Below are 23327 nucleotides of genomic sequence, written 5' to 3'. Positions count from 1 at the left end.
GCAAACTTATGTACATTAGTTCCCGCTTTCGTATTGATAAGTAAAAGGTTAGCGCTAACCTTAAAGTAACTGCCTGAACTATGCACGAGTGTAATTTAAAGGATCCGATATCTGATCAGCAATGCGTGGAAATGATCAATGCTGTGGGAGATGCCCTGTACGTAATCGGAGGCAAATGGAAACTGCGGATCATCATCGCACTTTCCAATGGAAAGAAACGTTTTAACGAATTGCAGAAGGCATTGAAGGGTATCTCTGCCCGGGTGTTGTCAAATGATCTGAAAGATCTTGAACTGAACGGTTTCGTCCGCAGGATTGAACGAAGTGAATCCACCACTTTGCTGGTAGAATATGAATTGCTGGAGTACAGTCACTCACTGATGAATGTGATCTCCTCGCTGAATGACTGGGGCACGATGCATAAGAAAAAGATCATGCATAAAGATTGAAAAAAATAGCCCCCCCAGGAATGGGGAACGGCCTAGATTAAAACAGAAAATCTTTATTACATCATCTTACGATATTTCTTGTGTAATTGTACGGCAGCTTTCACCGGGTCTCCCTGTGGCTTTGCGGCATATTTATCATGCCCGTTCGCCCATTTCCACTCAAATGCCTTCACCTGCTCTTCAAATGCCTTTAAATCGGCTGTTTCGCCCTTTTTAAGGCTGGCTTCCAGCAAAGTGAAGAACTGCTGCCAACGAGGCTTATAAAAGCCTTTAATCAGCCCGTTCCACTGACGGTTTGAATATTCGTGTACCGGACTATCCTTATCTCCCCACAAAGTCACCAGGTCTTTCGCATTGAACTCATACAGGTCCTGCTCTGCCGGCGTAATCCCATTACTCCGTGCATCGCTTACCCATTTGCCCAGCAGAAATCCTTCCTGGGTACCTAATAGCATATCCATGTCGTCCAGGAGTCCGAGGAACTGTGTGCTGTATTGCTTAAATGCTGCGAGGTCCTTATTGCGGTAAGCAGTAGCTACACGCTGTTGTAAAGGACTGGCATAGTTACCAAGCACCTGACGGGTCACATCTACCAGGTCATACTTAAACCCTGCTGTTGGTTTCACCTGTGCGGCTGCACTGATGAAAAGATCCCAGGCCGGTACTACTTTGGCCGGATCATATTCCAGTTTTGTCTTTACTCTCTCTGCGGCTATATCCAGTGTTGGTCTTGCAACAATGATCGATTCCGGTGCTCCTTCGGTAGGACCACCGATGTATACTGTATGATACAGGATCTGCCAGGCCTTGTTCACTGCTTCATTTTCTACACCATAACGCTGCTTTGCATACGATTGCAGCCAGGTATCTACGTTAATCGGCTGATCTCTCCAAACGTTATCGATCATCAGCTGGTATAATGCAGGATTCTGCTCGATACCTTCCGGTGTCAGACCAATGCCCGACATCTTTCCGGAAGCCGGATCATGTAAGGCTGTAGCCGGATCGTGCGCAGCAGCATCCATTAATCCCCACATACCCGTGTTGCCGCCGAAGTTGTGCAGCATATTCCAGATCCATGGTTTACCATAGTAAGCCTGTGTATTCTTCCATTCAGGATGACTTTCACTGTAAAGGTCCAGTACGATCATATGGTCGTCAGGCACTGCATTCAGTAAAGCACGGATCTGCGGCTGATGCCAGTAACTGGCATTATAATGGAACATCCATCCCTGCATCACCCATACGGCTTTCGGATCAGCGGCTGCCATAGATGCGTATACCTTACGGCTCATGGCATCCAGGAAAGAAGAATCGCTGGAAGGCGGCACATTTTCATTAAAGGTATCCGCTGAATAAAAGTGATCGGTACCGAAAGCTTTGGTTTGTGCTTCCAGAAATTTCTTACCGATCTTATCAAACATCGGACTGTTCGGATCGAGTATATATACATCCGGGAAACCAGCGTCCCAGTTGGTCGGCTTTACGATCTCATTCGGGTATTTGTCTTTGAATGCCGGCGGTACGTGTCCGGTAAAAGCAGGCAGTATTGGCAGCATACCCATACTACGTTCTGCTGCCAGGATCTTTTGCTGTAAGGCTTTGTGACTATCTTTCCAGTGTTGTGGCAATGGACCGCCCCAGGCATCGATATTCCCCATCCAGAGCCAGGAGAAATAAGCTGGTCCGCTGAAAAATTTGTCCAGTTCTGCATCCGTAAAGCCCATCTCTTTATACACTTCCTGCCAGATAGCTTCTTCACCGGTAAGCGCCAATGGCATGTTGATGCCATTCATCGCCATCCAGTCTATTTCCTGCTGCCATCTCTCCCTGTTCCACCAGGCCATGCTGTACTGGAATGTACAGTAGTTGATATAATAGCGATATTTATACGGCGTCACATGGTGCTCTTTCTCCTTCACAACAGGCAATACAGCCGGCAGATGAAGGTTTGTACCGTTCCAGGTAATGATCGAATTACAGTAATTTCTGAGATAGTAGTTCAATGCCGATGCTACGCTCACGCCGTTGTTTCCGCGCAACACAATACGGTTGCCATTACTTTCTATTTCAAATACATCCTTTCCATTGTCCGCAGGCAGGTATTCGCAGGTAAATGCGGCAGCCCTGTCCTTTACGACCCTTTTTAAAAACGCGTCCGTAGCGGCCTTGTCTATCTGTGCAAATGCAGGTAATCCTGCGGTGCCGAGCAACAAGGCAGCAATGATCTTTTTCAATTGCATGAAAAAACTACTTTAAAGGAAAATGGCGGATGATACCAGCCATTTTCCTTCAGATTGATGAATGATAGTTGTGTTAGTAATTCTCGTTTTGCTTCAGTACACCATTGCTCTTATCAATCTCTGTTTGTGGCAATGGGAAATAATAATGCTTAGGTCTGATGAAATTACGCGCCTGTACCAGGATATTACCATCTCTGCCATACTTAGGTTTGTTATAGTATGTGGTGATATCCAGCAGCCCCGCTTTGTCCCAGCGCATCAGGTCCTGGTGGCGTTCATTTTCGCCGCTCAGTTCCACACGACGCTCATGGATAACAGCCGGCATACCTGCACCGCTTACATCACCCAGACCTGCTCTTTTACGCACTTTATTGATCTCTGTATCACCTGCACCTGCACCAGACTTACGGATCTTCGCTTCTGCCACCAGCAGCATGATATCTGCAGTTCTCAGCAAAGGCGTCTTCAGGGAATAGTTCAGACCACCATTAGGTTTCCAGTAAGAGAATTTACGGAAGTGATAACCGGTCTCTGACATGTTTGCATTGTATGTTGCAATAGAAGAACCAATATTGATCTTATCACCAGGAGACATGATGGATACTGCCTTACGCGCATCATTCTGTTCGAATTCATCTACCAGTTGTTTCAGTGGCTGGTGGAAGTTCCATCCGTTCCATTCGCGCGGTGTATAGTAAGTAGTGAAATCTGAGTAGCCCCAGGTATCGCTTGTCTGCACAGCAAACAGCATTTCATCATTGTTACTTGTTTCCGGTGTAAAGTTCGCTACATAAGTTGGTGCAAGATTGTACTTACCGCTGTTGATCACTTTCTCGCCATAGATGATCGCCTGATCCAGCTTCTCCCAGTACATGTACAGCTTACACAGTAAGCCCCATGCAGAGCCTTTTGATACACGGCCTCTGTCAGCGCCTTCGTAGCTATCAGGCAGGAGGTCTGCTGCTGCCAGCAGGTCCGTCTGGATCATACCACGCAGACTATCTATGCTTACTTTCGGCTTGTTATAATTACCCGTCAGTACATCATCTTCTGATACAACCGGCGCTTCGCCGTATACCAGCATCAGTCTCCAGTAGGCAAATGCACGCAGGAAACGGGCTTCACCCAGACAACGGTTTTTAATATCCTCGTCTATGGAAGTGATCTTCGGGATGTAGATCAATGCACTGTTTGCACGGTTGATCATTTCATATTTCCATTTCCAGCCGAAACGTACCTGTGCATTTGCTGCATCATAGGTAAGGTTTTCGATAGCCACATCTTCAGAGTGGTCACCCGCACGGTACTGGTCATCAGAAGGATCATCAAAAGTAAACTCGGCGTGTCCTGTGAAATCTTCTTCCAGCAGTACGTTATAAATACCGGTAATACCATTGACTGCATCTGACTGGTTACGCCAGTAAGTAGCGGTGGTATAGGTGCCTTTCGGAGTTACGTCCAGGATGCTATCGCAGGAGGTCATGGAAGTAAACAGTACCGCAGCTATAATTAAAAGTTTATTACGATTTTTTGTTGTCATGGTCCATTGGTTAAATGAAGCTTAGAAATTCATTGAAGCACCAAATGTTATACTTCTTGCCTGTGGATAGGTCGCTACGTCCACACCTCTCTGCTTGTTACCGTCTGTATAACCCAGTTCAGGATTCAGTCCGGAGTAGTTGGTGACGATGAACATATTCTGTCCGGCTACGTACACACGGATACCAGGCGCATTTGACTGGCCACCCCATACTTTCGCAGGAATGGTATATCCCAGTGAAACGTTGCGCAGGGCGAAATAGTTACCTTTTTCAATGAACCTGTCGGAGGTACGGTAGTTACCATTGTTATCGCTCAGGGTCATACGGGATACGCTGTTGCTGGTACCCTCACCATGCCAGCGGTTCAGCTGTTCTGCATAGTAATTGTATGAATAGGTTGGATCCAGACCCTGCATTTTATCTGCGTTGTACAGTTTAACACCTGCTACGCCGGTAAAGGAGAGATTCAGATCAAAGCCCTTAAAGTTACCACCTGCCTGGAAACCGTATTGCAGACGAGGATTAGGATCGCCCAGATAAACACGGTCAGCTTCAGTGATCGCACCGTCGTTATTAACGTCTACGAAACGTACGTCACCTGGTTTGATGTTCGCTTTCCTGCCATCTTTAGCGATGTAAGGATCGTTATCGATCTGTGCCTGGTTCTGATACAGACCAGCTGTTTTCCATCCATAGAAAGAAGCGATCGGCTGGCCTTCGTAAGTACGGGAAATCTCCTGGTTCTGACGACCGTAGTTAGATGAACCGATATATGAGTTACTTGAATACAGTCTGGTTACTTTGTTCTTCAGTACTGTAGCATTCGCAGCTAAGAAATAAGTAAACGCTTTTTTACCACCCTGATAGGATACCTCAAACTCCCAACCGTGGTTGTTCAGTCGGCCGATATTCTCATCAGGCACCGTAGATGTACCATGCAGGTCAGGCTTTGCAGCAGGTACCAGCATGTCTATAGTATTCTTGTTGAAGTAAGTGATCGTACCATTCAGCGCGTTGTTCAGGAATCCGATCTCCATGCTGATATTGGTCATGTGTGCTTTTTCCCAGGTAATAGCGTTGTTTGCCAGACTGGAGTTCCAGATACCGGTATAAGGCACATCACCGAAGTTATATTTACGGTTTTTTACAACAGTAGCCAGGTACTGGAATTCAGTTACGTTCTGGTTACCCAGTACGCCCCATCCACCGGTCAGTTTCAGGTTGCTGACAGCATGCACATTCTTTTTAAAGAAGTCTTCATCAGAAATACGCCATCCTGCAGATACGGCAGGGAAATATCCCCAGCGGTTACCCGGTGCAAATCTGGAAGAACCATCTGCACGCATGGTAGCGGTCAGCAGGTATTTACCTTTAAAGCTATAGAAACCTCTTACAAATCCGGATGCCAGGATGTTGGTCGCATAATAGTTACCAGCAGCATTGTAAACGATGGAACCATTGTCCAGCACCAGCACATAAGGAGATTCATCATCAAAACCATTACGCTGTGCATTGAAATAGCTGCCGGTATATTTCTGGTAGGAAACACCACCCGTCAGGGAGATCTGGTGTTTCTGCGCCAGGGTCTTATTATAACTCAGAAAAGCTTCACCCAGGTGTTGGTTGGTGCTTGTATTCGCCTGGTTTAATTCCGCATCATCACGGGTACGTACCTGTGTGAGCGTCTTAGGCAGGAAGCTGAAAGAGTTGCTCAGTGTTCCGTCAAATGCGTAGTTCAGACGCAGTTTCAGGTCTCTGATGATCTCTACTTCTGCGAATGCGTTCGCCAGGATACGATAGTTCTTTACCCAGGCATCTGTTGTTTCAGCAGTATACACCGGGTTGTTGATGTCACCCAGTTCATTACTACCCTGAGCGGATCCATAGTTACCGTTTTCATCCTTCACAGGAATAGCAGGGTTGAAACGCAGGGCGCTGAAAATAAGACCTGTCTGAGAAGAATAGGTATCCAGTGAATTACCCTTGCGGGCAGTCAGCTGTAAGTTCTCTCCTACTTTCAGACGGCTGTTGATCCTGTGTTCTGAATTAATACGTACGGTAAAACGTTTGAAATAGGTATTGGTGATCAATCCTTTTTCATCGTAGTAACCCAGAGAGAACAGGTAGTTGGAAAATGCGCTACCACCTTTGATGGATACATCCGCATTGGTCACATGACCGGTATTGAATAAAGCTTTCTGCCAGTCAGTACGCTGTACGGCATAATATGGGTCCTGCCAGATAGCCGGTACTGACAGACCATCATTGGTATAACGCTCCTGTTTCAGTTTTACGAGATCAGGTGCGGTCAGCAACGGCAGATATTTACGCACGTTGGATACACCACGATAGATGTTTACAGAGGTATTCAGCTTTTCGTTGTAAGTACCTTTCTTCGTGGTAATGATGATCACACCGTTAGCAGCACGGGTACCGTAGATAGCAGAAGAAGAGGCGTCTTTCAGTACTTCCATGGAAGCGATATCGTTATTATTGATATCACTCAGGCCGGAAGAGGCTGCAGGCACACCATCGATAACGATCAGTGGTTCTGAGTTATTGATCGTACCTGTACCACGGATACGGATACTTGGTGTTGTACCAGGAGATCCATCCGAGCGAACGATATCAACACCTGCTACGCGGCCCTGAATAGCCTGTGCGGCATCACTCACCGGCAGGTTTTTGATATCTGCACCTTTTACGGTGGAGATGGTACCGGTCAGGTCACGTCTTGTCTGTACACCATAACCTACGACTACAACGTCATTCAGACTGGTAGTGCTGGTGGACAGGGTAATATTATTCAGATTGGAGAGGGCGCTGACAGTCACCGGAGAGAATCCAATGGTTTTGAATACCAGAGAGTCACTATTTTCAACCCTGATAGAGAAACTACCGGTAGCGTCAGTGGTCACACCCCTGTTTTTGCCTTTTACACCTACGGTAACACCGATCAGCGGCTGGCCTTTATCATCTTTTACCTTACCTTTTACGGTGATCGCGGTATCCACCGGCAGTGACAACATATCACCTTCCAGCGCCATATCGGCCATCACATTCCGGGTATTCCTGGTAATGATGATCTGTGTTTTATTCTGTTCGAAATTAAAATCGGATGTATTGAGCAGCTGTGCCAGTACTTTCTCTACCGGCATATTGCTGACATGCATACTTACCGGTGCAGCCGCCTTGATATGCGAGGAATTGTAAACAAAACGGAAAGGCGTCATCTGCTGGATCTTTTCCAGAACGGCTGACAGCTTCATATTGCTGACAGTCAGATTGATCTTTACCTCTCTGATATCCTGCCCGTCTGTATTATTGGCGAACAATGAAAAGGAAAAGGTAAAGGCAAATATCAATATATAAACCGAACATCGCATGAGAAATAATAAGAATTGGATACACGAGCCCCGTGTATGCGCTGTTTTTTCCATAACTTTAATACGATTTGTTGTTAGTAAATAATGAATCCAGGGTATGCAGGTTTGGCGACATGAAATACCCTGTACAGGCGTCCCCTGTACTCAGGTGCAGGGACGTTTTGTTTATATTACGTACTGTTTATACTCTGCGGCATATATGTCCAGATGGTTTTTCTCTTCCTTAATTACATGACAACCCGTGGTTTCTGTTTCACTGACAACCTTTTCCTTCCAGCGTCACCATGCTACTGTCTGCACTGAAGGTATATGTTGCATTATTGATCTTACACAAGAGATCTATCACACGGGATACTGCTGATTCTTTCTCAAAACTTGCAGTGATCATACACTGCGTTAACGTGTTGTTGGCGAATACTACTTTAACATTATATTTTCTGTTGATGGCACGGGCGATTTCCCCGAATGACTGATCATAAAACTCCAGTTGTCCGCTTGTCCAGGCATATGCATTGGCTGATACTACTTCCTTCAGTACCGGCGGATGCTGGCTCGCATATTTCAGTTGTTTATTGGATGTCAGTACAGTAACTGTTTTTGTTTGTTTGTCCTCCAGTCTGACTTTACCACTTGTTACCGTGATATAAAAAGGCTCGTCCGGATAAGCTTTGATATTAAATGCGGTGCCCAGTACCTGTGTCGTCATATCACCCGACTGTATGATAAAGGGCTTCTCCGGATCGCTGGCTACATCGAAATAGGCCTCCCCTGTCAGATCCAGTTTACGCTCGCTAAAGAACGGTAAATCGGTATATACCAGGCGGGTTTCGGCATTAAGCCACACTTTACTACCATCTTTCAGCACGATCTGCCGGGGATGTCGTGCGGCCTTATAGACCTCCCTGTTGCTGAAAAATATGGTGAGCAATCCTCCTGTAAGCAGCAGCAGTGCGCCTGCGGCTATCTGCCATACTGAGAACCGTTTTATTAATGACTGCCTTGAACGATTGACAGACTTTACCCGCTGATCGATCTTTTCTTTCATCCTCGCTTCCAGCACTGCTTCATCCTCTCCTCCCAGATCGATGCTCAGTTCCTGCTGATTAAAGGAATAATACCATTTTTCCAGCAGGGCATGCTCCTCAGGAGTTGCAGTACCCTTCAGGTACTTCGCAGTCAGATCAGTCAGCTGTTCTTTAGTCATAATTTCACAGTAAATACAGATAAGAAACGTTTCCTGACAAAGCACAGCAAACCGTATTCTAAGTAATAGTGTAAAAAAAGAGGTCCTACCCTACCTCTCTGAAAAAATATTTTTTGAAATCTTTGGGTCAGAGGAACCAGACCATATGTTTCAGTTGCACCCGTAATTGACGGAGTGCTCTGGTAATGTGCTTTTCGACCGCTTTTGTGGAGATGTTCAGTTTCTCAGAGATATTTTTATTACCCAGGCCTTCTTCCCTGCTATAATGGAAAACGAGACGGCATTTTTCGGGTAAACGATTGATTTCCCGGTTGATCTCATCCTGTAGTAATCTGCTTTCGGCGGAAGGTTGTTCTACCGGCAAAGACAATAATTCTTCCAGGGAAGCTGTACTATTAGATGGCTGGGCAAAATGATGAAAAACGGCATATTTGGTGGCCGTAGCGAGATAGGTATACAGATATTTAATGTCGGAGCGTTCGCGGGCAGCCCAGAGGCTTGTAAATACTTCCTGCACAATATCTTCTGCTGCCTCACTATCTTTCAGATGGTAAAACGCCAATGCATATAATTTACGCCAGTAGCGAAGGTAAATTTCGTCGAAGGCTTTTGCGTCAGAAAGCCTGACCCTGTTAAATAATTCATTGTCCTCCAATACGCTGTATGACATAGGCGCCGGTAAAAAGTGACTCAAAGTACCAATAATAATTTTCAATTCCAATACACCGCTTACAGGCAAAATATAAATTTAATCAGGGCTGTCCTTCCCCTCCATTTATCACGCCAGACAGCCTGTACCAACCTGCAATAATACAAACAAAACTAATATATCGGCACATCCATTACGTTATCCGGGGCCGGATATGTGCCTTTTCAGGGTGAATAGACAGGATATAAAAGCAGGTCTCTTTATCCAATAATGCACATAACAATATGATTATTAGATAATTAATCATTAACCCTATTCATTTTCAATTATTTACCGGGGAAAAGTAAAATAGCTCCTGATGCGCTGCCTAATGCGAATTTCTATTACTTTTGCAGCCGGTATTTTTTCTAAGAAAAGGTATAGACACAGTTAGTAAAGCATGCATATATTACTCAAAAACGTTCAGGTAGTCGCTCCATCGTCCCCATTTCACGGACAGCAGCAGGATATTTTAATTGAAAACGGCATCATCCGCCAGATAGGGACAGGGCTTTCCGCTCCTCAGGCCAGGGTTGTTTCCGGAGATAATCTGCACGTATCCCTCGGATGGACAGACCTTTTCGCTCATTTCAGCGATCCCGGTCAGGAATACAAAGAAGACCTGCAGAGTGGTGTTGACGCAGCTGCCAAAGGTGGCTATACTGCCGTTATGATTGTGCCGAACACCCAGCCGGCCCTTCATACAAAAGCACAGATAGAATACGTGATCAGCCGTACGCGTCACAGCGCCGTACAGGTACTGCCTATCGGAGCCGTAACCAAGAACCTGGAAGGAACTTCCCTGGCAGAAATGTACGAAATGCGACTGGCAGGTGCAGTGGCTTTCTCAGACGGATTGAAACCGATCCAGTCTCCGGGTATTATGCTCAAAGCCCTGCAATATGTAAAAGCAGTCAACGGTACTATCATCCAGTTACCGGACGATCTGAGCATCTCGGCTCATGGTCTGATGCACGAAGGTATCTACAGCACACAGCTGGGTATGCCGGGTAAACCTGCTATCGCAGAAGAATTAATCATCCAGCGCGACCTCGAGCTGGCACAATATACCGACTCCCGTATCCACTTCACGGGTATCAGTACACGTAAATCAGCAGAACTCATCGCTAACGCGAAAGGAAAGGGTATTAAAGTGACCTGCTCCGTGACGCCTTATCACGTTTCGCTGACAGATGCACATCTCCTCTCTTACGACTCGAATCTGAAACTGAATCCTCCCCTGCGTACCGCAGAAGATGTACAGGCATTACGGGATGCGGTGAAGACGGGGGTGATCGACTGCTTCGCTACCCATCACCTGCCACAGGACTGGGACGCCAAACAGGTGGAATTTGAATATGCAAAGAATGGTATGATCGGGCTGGAAAGCGCCTTCGGCGTACTCCGCAAACACCTGCCTGAAGTACCGGTAGAAAGACTGATAGAAATGCTGTCCGCACAACCGAGAAAGATCTTCGGACTGCCGGAATTGTCACTTTCTGAAGGTGCGACTGCCAATCTGACCATATTCAATCCGGAAGAAGAGTGGGTACTCAGCACGGCGCATCTGGCCAGCAAGTCTAAAAATTCAGCGTATATTGGCGCGGAATTGAAAGGCAGTGTGAAAGGAATCATCAACGGCCAATATGCCCAACTTTAAAACAGACAATCGTGTATGAGTAATGCAACATATCCTAATCCCGGTATAAAATGGGGACTGATCGCCGCTGTAGTGGTTATTGCTACCGGTATCGCCCTGTATTATACGGATCAGCCTACGTTTTTCAATCTGAAATTCATTTTTATTCAGCTCCTGATATGTGCAATTGCCGGCTTACTGGCCGGCCTGGAACAAAAGAGACATCAGGGTGGCTTTATCGGTTTCAAAGCTGGTTTGCAGCCTATCTTTATGACTTTTGTGATCGGCACACTGGCGGGTACTGCCCTTACCTATATTATTGCGAACTTTGTAGATCCCGAACTGCCAGCCCGTATGAAGGCCATGGACCTGAAGATACTGGAAGAGATGTCAAAACACCCGCAAGGGCTGAGTGTTAGTGAAGCAGACATCGATGCTCAGTTGACTGAATTGAAACAAAGCGACAACAGCATCACCTTCGTGAAAAGCATACTATCCTATTTTACCGGATTATTCCCTGACTTTGTGATTGCTGCAATACTGGCGGTTGTTATCCGCAGAAAGCGTATTGCATAGATTGGCACTTAATTAGATAGATAAGCATCCTAAACACATTGTTATAAAACATGGATATTTCCGTAATCGTTCCCTTAAAAAACGAAGAAGAATCACTGCCTGAACTGGCTGCCTGGATTGACCGTGTCATGCAGGAGCATCGGTACTCATATGAGGTATGGATGATAGACGATGGCAGCACTGATAATTCCTGGGATATCATTCAGCAACTCGCAGCCACCAATCCAAATATAAAAGGCATCAAGTTTCAACGTAACTATGGTAAATCCGCCGCCCTTAACGAAGGCTTCAGAGCCGCGCAGGGAGATGTCGTGATTACTATGGATGCTGATCTGCAGGATAGTCCTGACGAAATTCCGGACCTCTACCGTATGATCAAAGAAGATGGTTTTGATCTGGTAAGTGGCTGGAAAAAGAAACGTTACGACAGCGCTCTCACCAAAAACCTTCCCTCCAAATTATATAACTATACCACTACCCGCATGAGCGGCGTAAGGCTGCATGACATGAACTGCGGACTCAAATCCTACAGTCGCAAGGTCATTAAAAGCATAGAGGTATATGGAGAAATGCACCGTTACATTCCGGTTATTGCCAAATGGAACGGTTTCAGAAAGATCGGTGAAAAAGTGGTGGAGCACCGCGCCCGTAAATACGGTACCTCCAAGTTTGGTCTGGAACGCTTTATCAACGGCTTCCTTGACCTGGCTTCCATCATGTTCATCAGCAAATTCGGAAAACGTCCGATGCACCTCTTTGGCGCACTCGGCACACTTTCCTTTATACTAGGTTTTACCATCTCTGTATACCTGGCCATTCAGAAATTTGCCTACGCCCAGTATAAGATGACCGAACGTCCGCTCTTCTACCTGGCCCTGCTGGCAATGATCATAGGGTCTCAGTTATTCCTTACAGGCTTTATTGCCGAACTGGTCACCAGAAACGCTCCGGAAAGGAATGAATATCTTGTGGAATCTATCCTTGACCGCACTAAATAACAGCAGATGGCTAAAAAGAAGATTCTGTTTCTCGGTCCGGCATGGCCTTTCAGAGGTGGCTTGTCTGCCTATAACGAAAGACTTGCGGAAGAACTGCAGAAGGATGCGGAGGTTGAGATCTGGACATTCACCGTACAGTACCCCTCTTTCCTTTTTCCGGGGAAAAGCCAGTTTACGGACGCTCCGGCGCCTGAACACCTGCGTATCCGCAGACTGATCAATTCTGTCAATCCGCTGAACTGGATCAAGGTAGGCCGTATGATCCGTAAATGGAAACCTGATCTGATCGTTACAAAATACTGGCTCCCGCTGATGGGTCCATGTCTGGGTACACTGCTCCGTCTGGGTAAAAGCAAACATACCCGGGCAGTGTCCATCCTCGACAATGTGATACCACACGAGAAAAGACCCGGTGATGTGCCATTTACAAAATACTTCCTCAAACCCGTAGATGCGTTTATCGCGATGAGCCAGTCCGTACTGGACGATCTGCGTCAGTTTGAGCCCGGTAAACCAGCGTCTCTGATTCCTCACCCTGTATACGATAACTACGGTACACCCGTGTCTAAATCAGTAGCCAGAGAACAGTTAAAACTGGAGCAGGATAAGAAGTACATCCTGTTTTTCGGCTTTATCCGTGAGTATAAAGGGCTGGACCTGCTGTTGAAAGCGATGGCAGATGAACGTCTGAAAGCAATGGACGTACGTCTGGTTGTAGCTGGTGAATTTTATGGCGATCCTGCTCCTGTTATGAGTCTTCTGGATGAACTGAAACTGGGAGAAAAGGTGATCCTGCACACCGACTTTATTGCGGAAGACGCTGTAAAGAACTACTTCTGTGCAGCCGACCTGGTAGTACAACCTTACAAAAGCGCTACACAAAGCGGTATTTCCCAGATAGCGTATCATTTCGAAAAGCCGATGGTGGTAACCCGCGTGGGTGGTCTGGTTGAAATGGTACCCGACAATATCGTTGGTTTCCAGTGTGAACCGGAACCTGCTGATATCGCTGCCAAGATTGCGAAATACTATACCGATAACCGCGAGGCCGATATGACCGCCGCTGTCCGGGTAGAGAAAAAGCAATATTCCTGGGAAAGACTGGCCGGAGAGATTAACCGGCTGGTTTACAGTAAGTAAGAAGATATATTATACCCTATAACCGGAAAGATCTGTCAAAGGTCATTCCGGTTGTTTTTTTTCAGATAATATATAAGTAATATTTTAACTTCTTTTAAACAAGATCGCGAGATACGCATGCGCAATTGTCTTATCTTGCAGCACTTATAAAAACGGAATTACTGTGATTTATCGTAGCAAAGCACCATTACGCCTGGGCCTGGCCGGAGGCGGAACAGATGTAAGCCCCTACTCTGACATGTACGGCGGCGCAATCCTTAATGCCACCATTTCCCTTTATGCCCGTGCAGCCATTGAACCTATCACTGAAAACAAGGTTTACTTTGAATGCGCTGACAGGGATGAGACACTGGTATGCGATGCTAACTTCCCGCTTCCGCTGGATGGTAAACTGGAGATACTGAAGGGGGTGATCAACCGTATACATAAAGACTATGGCATCCCGTCCGGCTTTAAACTGACCACTTTTGTAGATGCTCCTGCCGGTTCCGGTCTGGGTACCTCTTCAACACTGGTTGTAGCCGTACTTGGCGCCTTCGCTGAATGGCTGAAACTCCCCCTGGGAGAATATGATATGGCACACCTGGCCTACGTGATCGAAAGAGAGGACCTGAAACAGGCCGGTGGTAAACAGGACCAGTATGCCGCTACCTTCGGTGGTGTGAACTTCATGGAGTTTTACCATGATGATAAAGTAATTGTAAACCCGCTGCGCATCAAGGATAAATACCTGGATGAACTGGAAAATAACCTGGTATTGTACTATACCTCTACCAGCCGTCTTTCCAGCAGCATCATTTCTGAACAACAGAAAAACGTACACGAAAAGAAAGAAGCCTCTATCGAAGCCATGCACCACCTGAAAGAACAGGCAGTCATGATGAAAGAAGCCCTTCTTCGCGGTAGCATCGATAAAATTGGCGACATTCTTGATTTCGGCTTCCAGCATAAAAAGAACATGGCCAAGGGTATTACCAACTCACAGCTGGATAATATCTATGAAGCAGCCAAACGTGCAGGTGCATCCGGTGGTAAGATCTCCGGCGCCGGCGGCGGTGGCTTTATGATCTTCTATTGCCCTGGTAATTCCCGTTATAAGGTAGTCGAAGCACTGAATACTTTCGGCGGACAGGTAAAACGTTACCACTTTACGCACAATGGCGTAAACAGCTGGTGCATGTAAATTCTACAATTGAACAACGACATCATTTCATGAGTAACAATATCATCAGGACAATACAGGAAAGCATCGCGGTAAAGCAGGCCATCTGCGAAGATGCAGCCCTTATCAATACGATACAGCAGGTAGCCAATGTGATCACCAGCAGCCTGCAACAGGGCCACAAGATCCTGTTCTGCGGTAATGGGGGTAGCGCAGCTGATGCACAACACCTGGCAGCTGAATTCTCCGGACGTTTTTATAAAGACAGAACGCCGCTGTACGCAGAGGCGCTTCATTGCAATACATCTTACATGACCGCCGTAGGCAATGACTACGGTTATGACCAGGTATACGCACGTATCCTCAGAGGTATCGGTCAGGCAGGTGATGTACTGGTAGGTATTTCCACCTCCGGCAACTCTGCCAATATCCTGGAAGCGTATAAAGTAGCCAAAAGCAAAGGGATGATCGTGATCAGTATGACCGGTCACTCAGGTGGTAAAATGAAAGATGGCAGCGATTATCTGCTGAATATGCCTTCCTCAGATACACCACGTATCCAGGAGTCACACATCACCGTCGGACATATCATCTGCGAAATCGTTGAAAACAATCTCTTCCCATGATACAGGAATGTATTGTACTTGCCGGCGGACTCGGAACACGCCTGCGTAGCGTAGTAGCCGATAAGCCCAAGTGTATGGCCCCTGTCAATGACAAGCCATTCCTGTTTTATCTCCTGCAATATCTGATTAAACAGGGTATTACGCATGTCGTACTGTCCCTGGGCTATAAATCAGAGCAGGTCATTGAATGGTGTGAACAGGCAGGATTACCACTGACGCTCTCCTACGCCATTGAAGAAGAGCCCCTGGGTACCGGTGGCGCTATACTGCACGCTATTTCCCACATCAAAGGAGATGAATGTTTTATCGTCAATGGAGATACATTTTTTGACGTAACACTATCAGACTTCCATCTGTTTCATAAGCAGACACAAAGTAAACTGACCCTGGCCCTGAAACCCATGCGCCAGTTTGAACGTTACGGCAGTGTACAGCTGGATCAGCAGGGCCGTATTACCGCTTTCCTGGAAAAGAAATACTGTGAAGAAGGACTGATCAATGGCGGTGTATACCTGACTTCCAGGGCATACCTGCAAGGCCTTGGACTTCCACAGCAGTTTTCCTTTGAAAAGGAAGTACTGGAACCACAGGTACAGCATAACCAGGTGTTTGGCTTTGTAAGCGATACCTATTTTATCGACATAGGAATACCGGCCGACTATGAACAGGTCCAGGTGGATTTCCGTTCATAAGCCTACTAATTGAAGAATATGCAGATTGATGCTTCCTGGACATTGTTCCTCGACAGGGATGGGGTGATCAACAACGAGATCAAAGACGGATACGTGCTCAGCTGGGATATGTTCCGTTTCGAAGAAGGTGTGCTACCAGCACTGAGTCACCTGGCAAAGAAATTCAGCCGTATCGTACTGGTCACCAACCAGCGTTGTATCGGCAGAGGACTACTGACAGCTGAAGGACTACAGGAAATACATGTAAAGATGCTGGAAGCGATCAGCGCCAGCGGCGGAAGAATAGACAGGATCTACTACTGTCCGGATATTGACAGTAACAGCCCCTGTCGCAAACCGAATGATGGTATGGCCATGCAGGCCAAAGCCGACTTTCCGGAAATAGACTTCTCCAAAGCCATTATGGTGGGTAATACGCTGAGTGATATGAAGTTCGGTAAAGATCAGGGTATGACGACCGTATTCATCCCTTCCACCAAACCGGACCTTCCCTTTCCGCATCCACAGATGGACTATCGTTGTAAAGGACTACTGGAATTTTCCGAAATCATACAATAATTTTGTATCATATAACGTAATAAGCCTGTAGTTTTCATTTCAAATAAAATTATGATCAGAACCTGCTTTCTATTGTTATGCTGCACATTCCTTTCCTATACCGGCCTGCAGGCCCAGAAGGTAAGGATCAGTCCCGCTAACGAAGAGGTCCTGCGTAAACAGCAGGATTCATTACAGGTCCTTTCAGACCTGATCCTCCGTGGACGGGATGAGGCCACCAGACAGGATGCAAATGACCGTTTTATTCCGAAACTGGTACAGGCGCTGAAAACGCCCTATTCTTTCTACTTCAGATTTGACTCGCTGACCACCATTTCCATCCAATATCCGGCAGATAGCACTTTCCGCATCTTCACCTGGGGACTGGAGCAGGAAACCAGCTTCTATCATCATTACGGAGCAATACAGATGAGAACTGAGGGCGGAGAACTGAAACTGTTCCCCCTGTTTGACAGATCTGATTATATCAACAATCAGGACACCATCACCAACAATAAGGAATGGTACGGCTGCCTGTATTATAAAGTACAGCACCGCCGCTATTTTAACAAGGATTACTATACACTCTTCGGTTGGGATGCCAACAACATCCGCAGTCAGAAGAAAATGCTGGACATGCTGACCTTCAAAGATGGCGAACCGGTATTTGGTGGTCCGTATTTCAGTTTTGCGGAAGACACTATTCCCAAAAAGACGCGTAACCGCATGATTCTGGAATATAAGAAAGACGCTACTATCAGTCTGAGCTATAACCCGGAAATGGACATGATCGTGTATGATCACCTGATCTCGGAAACCAATCAGCCGTCCAAGCCCTCCACCTTTGTACCGGATCTCGACTACGAAGGATTCAAATGGAAAGCCGGCAAATGGGTACACATTGAAAAAGTCTTCCACGATGCGCTGCCACAAGGTAAGGTTCCGGTAGACCAGCCAATGAATCAGAAGCAGAAAAGGATGATGGATCCGCGCACTGCCGAGGAGATCAATGAAGGCTTACAACAACCGAAAAAGCCGAAAGGTAAAAAGCAATAATAAAAAAGGAGGGCATCCGCTACATAGCAGATGCCCTCCTTTTTTATCAGGATACAAGTCCTGTTTATTTCCTTTCTTCCATTATTGCACCAGCACTTCATCCACAAACAACCAGGACGTACTACCCTTGAAAAGATACCCCTCAGGGATAGTGCCTATTGTCTTCGCTACGATCCGTATATAACGGGCCTTTTTCTTCTTTATATTGACATGAAATGACTCCAGGTAGGGCTCACCTCTTACCGAGCCTTTCAGGTTCTTTTGGGTGCCTGCCAGCTCATATTTCTTCCCGTTGGCAGAAATGTATACGGCTACTTCTGACGGCAGAAAAATACCACTGTTGGGATCTGCTAGAAAGTTTACACTGACGTTATTGATACTGCTCAATGCCTGCATGTCGACAACTGCCTGTAAATCCTTACCGGAAAAGCCCAGCCAGCGTCCATCCTTAAATGCGGTAGTACCCATTATCCCATTGGTGAGCGTAGCCGCTCCTGCCGCCGGATAGGCATTGTGAAACGGATTCTCCAGCATTACGGGCTTCCCCAGCGCCCGGTTCACCGGAATAAATGCCTGACTTGCGGCAATCATCTTATCGCCCTCAAACAAGGCGGCATACACAATACTGGCAGTATTCACGCTCAGTGGTGTTGTATATTCCGGCGCATGCGCATCCGGCAATTTATCTACCGCATAACGTAATACCGCTTTGCTGTTACTGCTGCTGATACGCACGGTCGCTGTATGTTCCTGATTGATCTCATAGCTGATAACAGGATCTGGACATGCCTGCAACAGATCAAACCAGGCTGTTCCCTGATCAGGTACTTCCAGGGTCAGAATTGCATTCGTCGAGGAGCTGGTCGCCCGGAACGTAAAACTGTATAGTTGCCAGCTGGTCGTCAGTGGATATACATGCTCCTCTCCTGCTACTGCCAGCGTCATACGGAAAGAAGGCATTTTAGCCTGTTCCTTTGCTTTCGCCCATACAGATACGGTGTAACTATTCCCTGCATTGATCACCATCGGCACCAGGCGGATCTTATTGCCACCACTATCCACCGGCGTGATCAGACGTAAACTGAACAATCCTTCTTTACTCGTCCCTGCATCTGCAAAAAAGGTTGCGCCATGGTCAGCTTTTGCACGCACTGTACTGGTGACATTGGATCCAACCGGCAGACCGGGACTCACCACTTTTTCAAAGCCAGGATTCAGGGTAAGGTTACCCGCATACAGCAAAGGCGAAGGCGTTTCTTCTGCTGCGCGGATAAGATATACCCTTGTGCTGTAAGCGTCTATAATATCATTGATCTTCCCGCCGGTAAAGGGTAAAGTTCTGTTCTCAAACCATAATTCTGCTTCATTGGACAAGCCACCGTCCTTTCCGGTAACAGCCAGCCCAGCACCTTTCAGGTCTGTCTGCAAGGCCAGTGATTTAGGCTTATTTTCATTATTGACAGCTATCACCAGGAGATTTCCCTTATAGGTAAAAGCCCTGATCAGGATCGTCTTATCGTCACTATGTACCTCCGGGGCAGGATCTGCGGAAAGCAGAAATGGCGTCATCTGCGCCGTTTCTACAGCCATATCACTACAGGCTGACCAGGCAGAAACAGACTGCGGATTGAGATTACCGGGTGCATGTACATAGTACTGGATACCTTTTGCCCCGCTTACCAGACCCATATAGGTCATGACCCGTATTTCACGGGCTGTGGGTTCACGGGACCACATTTCCTGTCCGCCGAAAGCCTGCGGTACCAGCCAGACGGACTTCTCATATGCCAGTCGTTTATGCAGAAAGCTGACATCCTCCGCTACTTTATCAGCAGCACCAGGTATCGGATAAGGATCGGTCATGGCGATATCCATCGTATTCCTGAATTCATTGATTTTCTGGGGCATCATAAATACTACGGAAACAGGGTGATAAGGATCCAGTTCTTTAATCAGCTGATAAGCCCTTTCCAGCACTGCCGGCGGTCTTCCCTGGCCGTCTGGTTCATCATTGATATACCAGGACAGTAAAGCCGGATGATCGCGGAAAGCCAATACCTCGCTCCGCAATATGGCCAGCTTCTCTTCTTCTGTTTTATCCAGTCCCTTATCGCCATTGTGCCCGGCACCTACCAGCGAATTCACACCGTATTGCACCCTTACACCCAATTGCGCGCAACGGTCCATATAAGCCTTTCTTTCTGCGAAGGTTTCCGGGAGATTACTCTGATAAGGACCGACCATATTAAAGCCATGCGCCACCTCTTTCTCCGCCAGGTCTCCTACGCCAACACAATAAAAACCAAAGGGGAAAAAGGGCATACCATCTGTTATTAAACCACCCGTGAGACGATCCTGTTGCACAGCATTGGGTTTTGTCGGTAAACGCTTCAGGGTCAGTGTTCCGCTATCAACGAACTGCTGTCCATGCAGCACAGTATATTGTAACAGGGTCTGTCCTGTGGTCAGTTCATCAATAACAACAGGCGCATGCAGGTAATGCCCTGTAGCGCCGGTGCTTTTTGACAACTCATGCCCATCCCGGGATACAATAAGCTGATATCCACTGGAGACAAGGCTGTCGGGAATAACACAGATAACACTACCCGCCTGCCCCGGCTGGTAATAATCATATCGGCTGAATACTTTAAATAGGTGATCTGTACGCTCCTGCGCACGTAGGGGCAATACTCCAAGCAGCGGGAGCAGCCATAGCATGATATTCTTCATCGGACCTGTAATAACTTAGTACATACAAGTTAGACAAGTGGCACTGCTAATCCTAGTAAAATAAAAAGCCGTCCCGCTGAATGCGAGACGGCTACTATAGATTGATAAGATATTATCAGAACAATTCTCCCTGTCCCTGTACACCTCCCTCATCTGGTTCCTCTTCGTCAGAGGCCAGTTCGGCACTGATCAGCTCTTCTCCGGAGATACGTGTACCTACAGTTCTGTAGTTGGTCACTTCCACGAATTCAGCCAGGTTGATCTCCTCTTCATCCGGGTTACGTTTCTTCCCGGTTTTCAGCAGGATAACCGGCTCGGAGTGTGTGGTGATCATTTCCAGATAGTTACCTGCGCCTTCTTTGATGAACAGGAACTTGTTGTTCATGGTCTGCGTTTCGATCTTAAAACGTTTCGCATTGAACTGTTTCTTGTCGGCATCAAAGTAGATAGCGGATACTACTTTCTCAGGATTGAATTTCTCAATATATACAAGCTCATTCGGATCATAACGGTTGGTCAGTTCGAAGTTGGTCAGCTCGTAAGTACCATTTTTAAAGGCAACAAAGATCTTGTCTTCTCCCTCGAAGGAACCAATGTAAACGCCACGTTCTTCCATATTCAGACGGCCTATCTCCGTATCGTACCAGATTTTCTGGCCCGCCAGTGTAGAAGCGCCTTTCTCTTTGAATTTCACGTTACGGATAGGGTATTTCGTCACCTGGTTACCCTGGGAGTTACGTCCCTTGATCGCAATGGTTTCAAAATACAGGTCAAACTCCTTGTTACGCGCTGCACAGTTAGGGCTCAGACGGATGCTTACTACTTCAGCTTCTCCATTCGGGTTAGCAGAAAAGTAATGCACTTTTGAATTCTTCTCCCCTTTTACTGTCAGATCGTATTCCTTATCACGGGTAATACCTGTTACATTGAAGCGTTTGGCATAACTCATACCGGTTTTGCCATCCACATAGATCATGTTGTAGGTAGTACGTTCGTCATTCTTTCTGAATACATCTACGTGAATGATATCCTTACCTACGAAGACCTTATCAGCCACTTTGGTAATGATCATCTTACCGTCTTTCTTGAAGACGATGATGTTATCGAGGTCAGAACAATCGGCTATGAATTCATCTTTCTTCAGGGAAGTACCGATGAAACCATCTGCTCTGTTCACATAGATCTTTGCATTGGCGATCGCTACCTGTTGTACCTGGATCGTATCGAATGTTTTGATCTCGGTAACACGTTCGCGGCCTTTGCCATATTTCTTAAGCAGGTTCTCATAGTAGGCTACTGTGAAGTCAACCATATTAGCCAGGTCATGCTTCACATCTTTGATATCCGCCTCGATGGATTTGATCTGCTCATTCAGTTCGTTGATATCGAGTCTGTAGATACGGCGTACCGGTTTCTCTGTCAGTTTCAGGATATCTTCACGGGTGATCTCTCTTTTCAGATTCTTCTTATAAGGCGCGAAACCTTTGTCAATAGCCACAATAACTGCTTCCCAGTCTTTGTGCTTCTGCTCCAGTTCTTTATAGATCCCTTTTTCGAAGAAGATCTTTTCCAGGGAAGTATAATGCCATTTATCCTGGAGTTCGCTGAGTTTGATCTCCAGCTCACGTTTCAGTAGTGCCTGTGTGAACTCTGCGGAAGATCTCAGCAGTTCGCTTACTGTCAGGAAGCGAGGTTTATCATCGATGATCACGCATGCGTTTGGAGAAATAGAGATCTCACAATCAGTGAACGCGTACAGGGCATCAATGGTTATATCAGGAGAAATACCAGGCGCCAGCTGTACTTCGATCTCTACATCTTTAGCGGTATTATCTACTACTTTCTTGATCTTGATCTTACCGTTATCATTGGCTTTTACGATAGACTCCATGAGAGCGGTAGTCGTAACACCATATGGCACGTCTTTGATCAGCAGCGTCTTTTTATCTTTCTCTTCGATATGTGCACGTACACGTACTTTACCACCACGACGACCGTCGTTATAGTTAGCTACATCTATCATACCACCTGTAGGAAAATCCGGGAAGATCTCGAATTTCTTTCCTTTCAGGTATTTGATAGAGGCTTCCAGCAGTTCTATGAAGTTGTGAGGTAATATCTTGGTAGACAAACCAACCGCGATACCTTCTGCACCCTGTGCCAGCAGCAAAGGAAACTTCATCGGCAATGCCAGTGGTTCGTTTTTACGACCGTCATAGCTCAACTGCCACTGGGTGGTTTTGTTGTTAAAACCTACTTCCAGTGCAAACTTAGACAGACGTGCTTCAATATAACGGGCTGCTGCTGCATCATCACCAGTACGCACATCCCCCCAGTTACCCTGGGTATCGATCAGCAGGTCTTTTTGTCCGAGGTTAACGATCGCGTCACCGATAGAAGCATCCCCATGCGGGTGGAACTGCATGGTGGAACCTATCACATTGGCCACTTTATTAAAACGGCCATCGTCCATTTCCTTCATTGCATGCAGGATACGGCGCTGAACAGGTTTTAAACCATCTTCCACGCTGGGTACCGCACGCTCCAGGATCACGTAGGACGCGTAATCGAGGAACCAATTCTCATACATATCCCCCAGGTGGAGGATATTCTGTAATGATTCGTCTGCCGGTTGTGTATTATCGATGTCGCTCATAATC

General features: G+C 46.6%; 17 protein-coding genes. 10 read left to right on the top strand and 7 right to left on the bottom strand.

The features are described from left to right. The first annotated feature begins 80 nt into the window (after positions 1-80). Entirely contained in the window at positions 81-449 is a 369-nt protein-coding gene (locus tag BMZ72_RS30300; protein ID WP_089814209.1) for a winged helix-turn-helix transcriptional regulator, read from the top strand. A 56-nt stretch (positions 450-505) separates the two neighbouring features. Here BMZ72_RS30300 and BMZ72_RS30295 read toward each other — a convergent pair whose 3' ends face one another. The 5 genes from BMZ72_RS30295 to BMZ72_RS30275 all read right to left on the bottom strand — a co-directional run bounded on the left by BMZ72_RS30295 (position 506) and on the right by BMZ72_RS30275 (position 9493). Continuing rightward, a complete protein-coding gene (locus BMZ72_RS30295) occupies positions 506-2692 on the bottom strand; it encodes an alpha-N-acetylglucosaminidase (protein ID WP_089814208.1) in 2187 nt (728 codons plus the stop codon). Positions 2693-2765: 73 nt separating this feature from the next. Then, a complete protein-coding gene (locus tag BMZ72_RS30290) occupies positions 2766-4232 on the bottom strand; it encodes a RagB/SusD family nutrient uptake outer membrane protein (protein ID WP_089814207.1) in 1467 nt (488 codons plus the stop codon). Positions 4233-4253: 21 nt separating this feature from the next. Next, positions 4254-7619 (bottom strand): TonB-dependent receptor, encoded by a 3366-nt coding sequence (locus BMZ72_RS30285; protein WP_177222977.1) that lies wholly within the window; start codon positions 7617-7619, stop codon positions 4254-4256. Between the two features lie 253 nt (positions 7620-7872). Continuing rightward, complete coding sequence (locus BMZ72_RS30280; RefSeq protein WP_089814205.1) at positions 7873-8823, bottom strand: FecR family protein; 951 nt, start codon at positions 8821-8823, stop codon at positions 7873-7875. A gap of 127 nt (positions 8824-8950) precedes the next feature. Continuing rightward, complete coding sequence (locus BMZ72_RS30275; RefSeq protein WP_143087822.1) at positions 8951-9493, bottom strand: RNA polymerase sigma-70 factor; 543 nt, start codon at positions 9491-9493, stop codon at positions 8951-8953. A 418-nt stretch (positions 9494-9911) separates the two neighbouring features. Between BMZ72_RS30275 and BMZ72_RS30270 the strand changes: the two genes are divergently transcribed. From BMZ72_RS30270 to BMZ72_RS30230, 9 genes are all read left to right on the top strand, one after another. Then, on the top strand, positions 9912-11171 hold the full coding sequence (locus BMZ72_RS30270; RefSeq protein ID WP_089814203.1) for a dihydroorotase: 1260 nt from the start codon (positions 9912-9914) through the stop codon (positions 11169-11171). Between the two features lie 15 nt (positions 11172-11186). Then, positions 11187-11726: a DUF4199 domain-containing protein gene (locus tag BMZ72_RS30265; RefSeq protein ID WP_089814202.1), complete on the top strand. Its 540-nt coding sequence runs from the start codon at positions 11187-11189 to the stop codon at positions 11724-11726. 50 nt (positions 11727-11776) lie between these two features. Further along, positions 11777-12724, top strand: coding sequence for a glycosyltransferase family 2 protein (locus tag BMZ72_RS30260; RefSeq protein ID WP_089814201.1), 948 nt, complete (start codon positions 11777-11779; stop codon positions 12722-12724). Positions 12725-12730: 6 nt separating this feature from the next. Next, positions 12731-13864 (top strand): glycosyltransferase, encoded by a 1134-nt coding sequence (locus BMZ72_RS30255; RefSeq protein ID WP_089814199.1) that lies wholly within the window; start codon positions 12731-12733, stop codon positions 13862-13864. 163 nt (positions 13865-14027) lie between these two features. Continuing rightward, entirely contained in the window at positions 14028-15047 is a 1020-nt protein-coding gene (locus BMZ72_RS30250; protein ID WP_089814197.1) for a GHMP family kinase ATP-binding protein, read from the top strand. A gap of 29 nt (positions 15048-15076) precedes the next feature. Continuing rightward, positions 15077-15652, top strand: a complete 576-nt coding sequence (locus BMZ72_RS30245; protein ID WP_089814195.1) for a D-sedoheptulose-7-phosphate isomerase — start codon at positions 15077-15079, stop codon at positions 15650-15652. Continuing rightward, positions 15649-16344 (top strand): nucleotidyltransferase family protein, encoded by a 696-nt coding sequence (locus BMZ72_RS30240; protein WP_089814193.1) that lies wholly within the window; start codon positions 15649-15651, stop codon positions 16342-16344. Before BMZ72_RS30245 ends, BMZ72_RS30240 begins: the two co-directional genes overlap by 4 nt. 18 nt (positions 16345-16362) lie before the next feature. Beyond that, complete coding sequence (locus BMZ72_RS30235; RefSeq protein ID WP_089814191.1) at positions 16363-16902, top strand: D-glycero-alpha-D-manno-heptose-1,7-bisphosphate 7-phosphatase; 540 nt, start codon at positions 16363-16365, stop codon at positions 16900-16902. A gap of 51 nt (positions 16903-16953) precedes the next feature. Then, a complete protein-coding gene (locus BMZ72_RS30230) occupies positions 16954-17937 on the top strand; it encodes a hypothetical protein (RefSeq protein ID WP_089814189.1) in 984 nt (327 codons plus the stop codon). Between the two features lie 81 nt (positions 17938-18018). Here the strand turns inward: BMZ72_RS30230 and BMZ72_RS30225 are convergent, their stop codons facing one another. Continuing rightward, the gene (locus tag BMZ72_RS30225; RefSeq protein ID WP_089814187.1) at positions 18019-20667 is read right to left on the bottom strand and encodes a carbohydrate binding domain-containing protein; all 2649 of its coding nucleotides are present in this window, start codon (positions 20665-20667) and stop codon (positions 18019-18021) included. Between the two features lie 115 nt (positions 20668-20782). Further along, the gene (locus BMZ72_RS30220; protein ID WP_089814185.1) at positions 20783-23323 is read right to left on the bottom strand and encodes a DNA gyrase/topoisomerase IV subunit A; all 2541 of its coding nucleotides are present in this window, start codon (positions 23321-23323) and stop codon (positions 20783-20785) included. Positions 23324-23327 lie beyond the last annotated feature (4 nt).

The organism is Chitinophaga sp. YR627 (assembly GCF_900114995.1).
GTDB lineage: Bacteria > Bacteroidota > Bacteroidia > Chitinophagales > Chitinophagaceae > Chitinophaga.
This window is presented reverse-complemented; position numbering and strand designations above follow the sequence as displayed.

Bases quoted from the DNA above. Each gene is read 5' to 3' on its own strand.
- BMZ72_RS30300 (WP_089814209.1), top strand. From the start codon at position 81: ATGCACGAGTGTAATTTAAAGGATCCGATATCTGATCAGCAATGCGTG.
- BMZ72_RS30240 (WP_089814193.1), top strand. From the start codon at position 15,649: ATGATACAGGAATGTATTGTACTTGCCGGCGGACTCGGAACACGCCTG.
- BMZ72_RS30280 (WP_089814205.1), bottom strand. From the start codon at position 8,823: ATGACTAAAGAACAGCTGACTGATCTGACTGCGAAGTACCTGAAGGGT.
- BMZ72_RS30235 (WP_089814191.1), top strand. From the start codon at position 16,363: ATGCAGATTGATGCTTCCTGGACATTGTTCCTCGACAGGGATGGGGTG.
- BMZ72_RS30290 (WP_089814207.1), bottom strand. From the start codon at position 4,232: ATGACAACAAAAAATCGTAATAAACTTTTAATTATAGCTGCGGTACTG.
- BMZ72_RS30260 (WP_089814201.1), top strand. From the start codon at position 11,777: ATGGATATTTCCGTAATCGTTCCCTTAAAAAACGAAGAAGAATCACTG.
- BMZ72_RS30220 (WP_089814185.1), bottom strand. From the start codon at position 23,323: ATGAGCGACATCGATAATACACAACCGGCAGACGAATCATTACAGAAT.
- BMZ72_RS30225 (WP_089814187.1), bottom strand. From the start codon at position 20,667: ATGAAGAATATCATGCTATGGCTGCTCCCGCTGCTTGGAGTATTGCCC.
- BMZ72_RS30230 (WP_089814189.1), top strand. From the start codon at position 16,954: ATGATCAGAACCTGCTTTCTATTGTTATGCTGCACATTCCTTTCCTAT.
- BMZ72_RS30275 (WP_143087822.1), bottom strand. From the start codon at position 9,493: ATGTCATACAGCGTATTGGAGGACAATGAATTATTTAACAGGGTCAGG.
- BMZ72_RS30270 (WP_089814203.1), top strand. From the start codon at position 9,912: ATGCATATATTACTCAAAAACGTTCAGGTAGTCGCTCCATCGTCCCCA.
- BMZ72_RS30285 (WP_177222977.1), bottom strand. From the start codon at position 7,619: ATGCGATGTTCGGTTTATATATTGATATTTGCCTTTACCTTTTCCTTT.
- BMZ72_RS30255 (WP_089814199.1), top strand. From the start codon at position 12,731: ATGGCTAAAAAGAAGATTCTGTTTCTCGGTCCGGCATGGCCTTTCAGA.
- BMZ72_RS30245 (WP_089814195.1), top strand. From the start codon at position 15,077: ATGAGTAACAATATCATCAGGACAATACAGGAAAGCATCGCGGTAAAG.
- BMZ72_RS30265 (WP_089814202.1), top strand. From the start codon at position 11,187: ATGAGTAATGCAACATATCCTAATCCCGGTATAAAATGGGGACTGATC.
- BMZ72_RS30295 (WP_089814208.1), bottom strand. From the start codon at position 2,692: ATGCAATTGAAAAAGATCATTGCTGCCTTGTTGCTCGGCACCGCAGGA.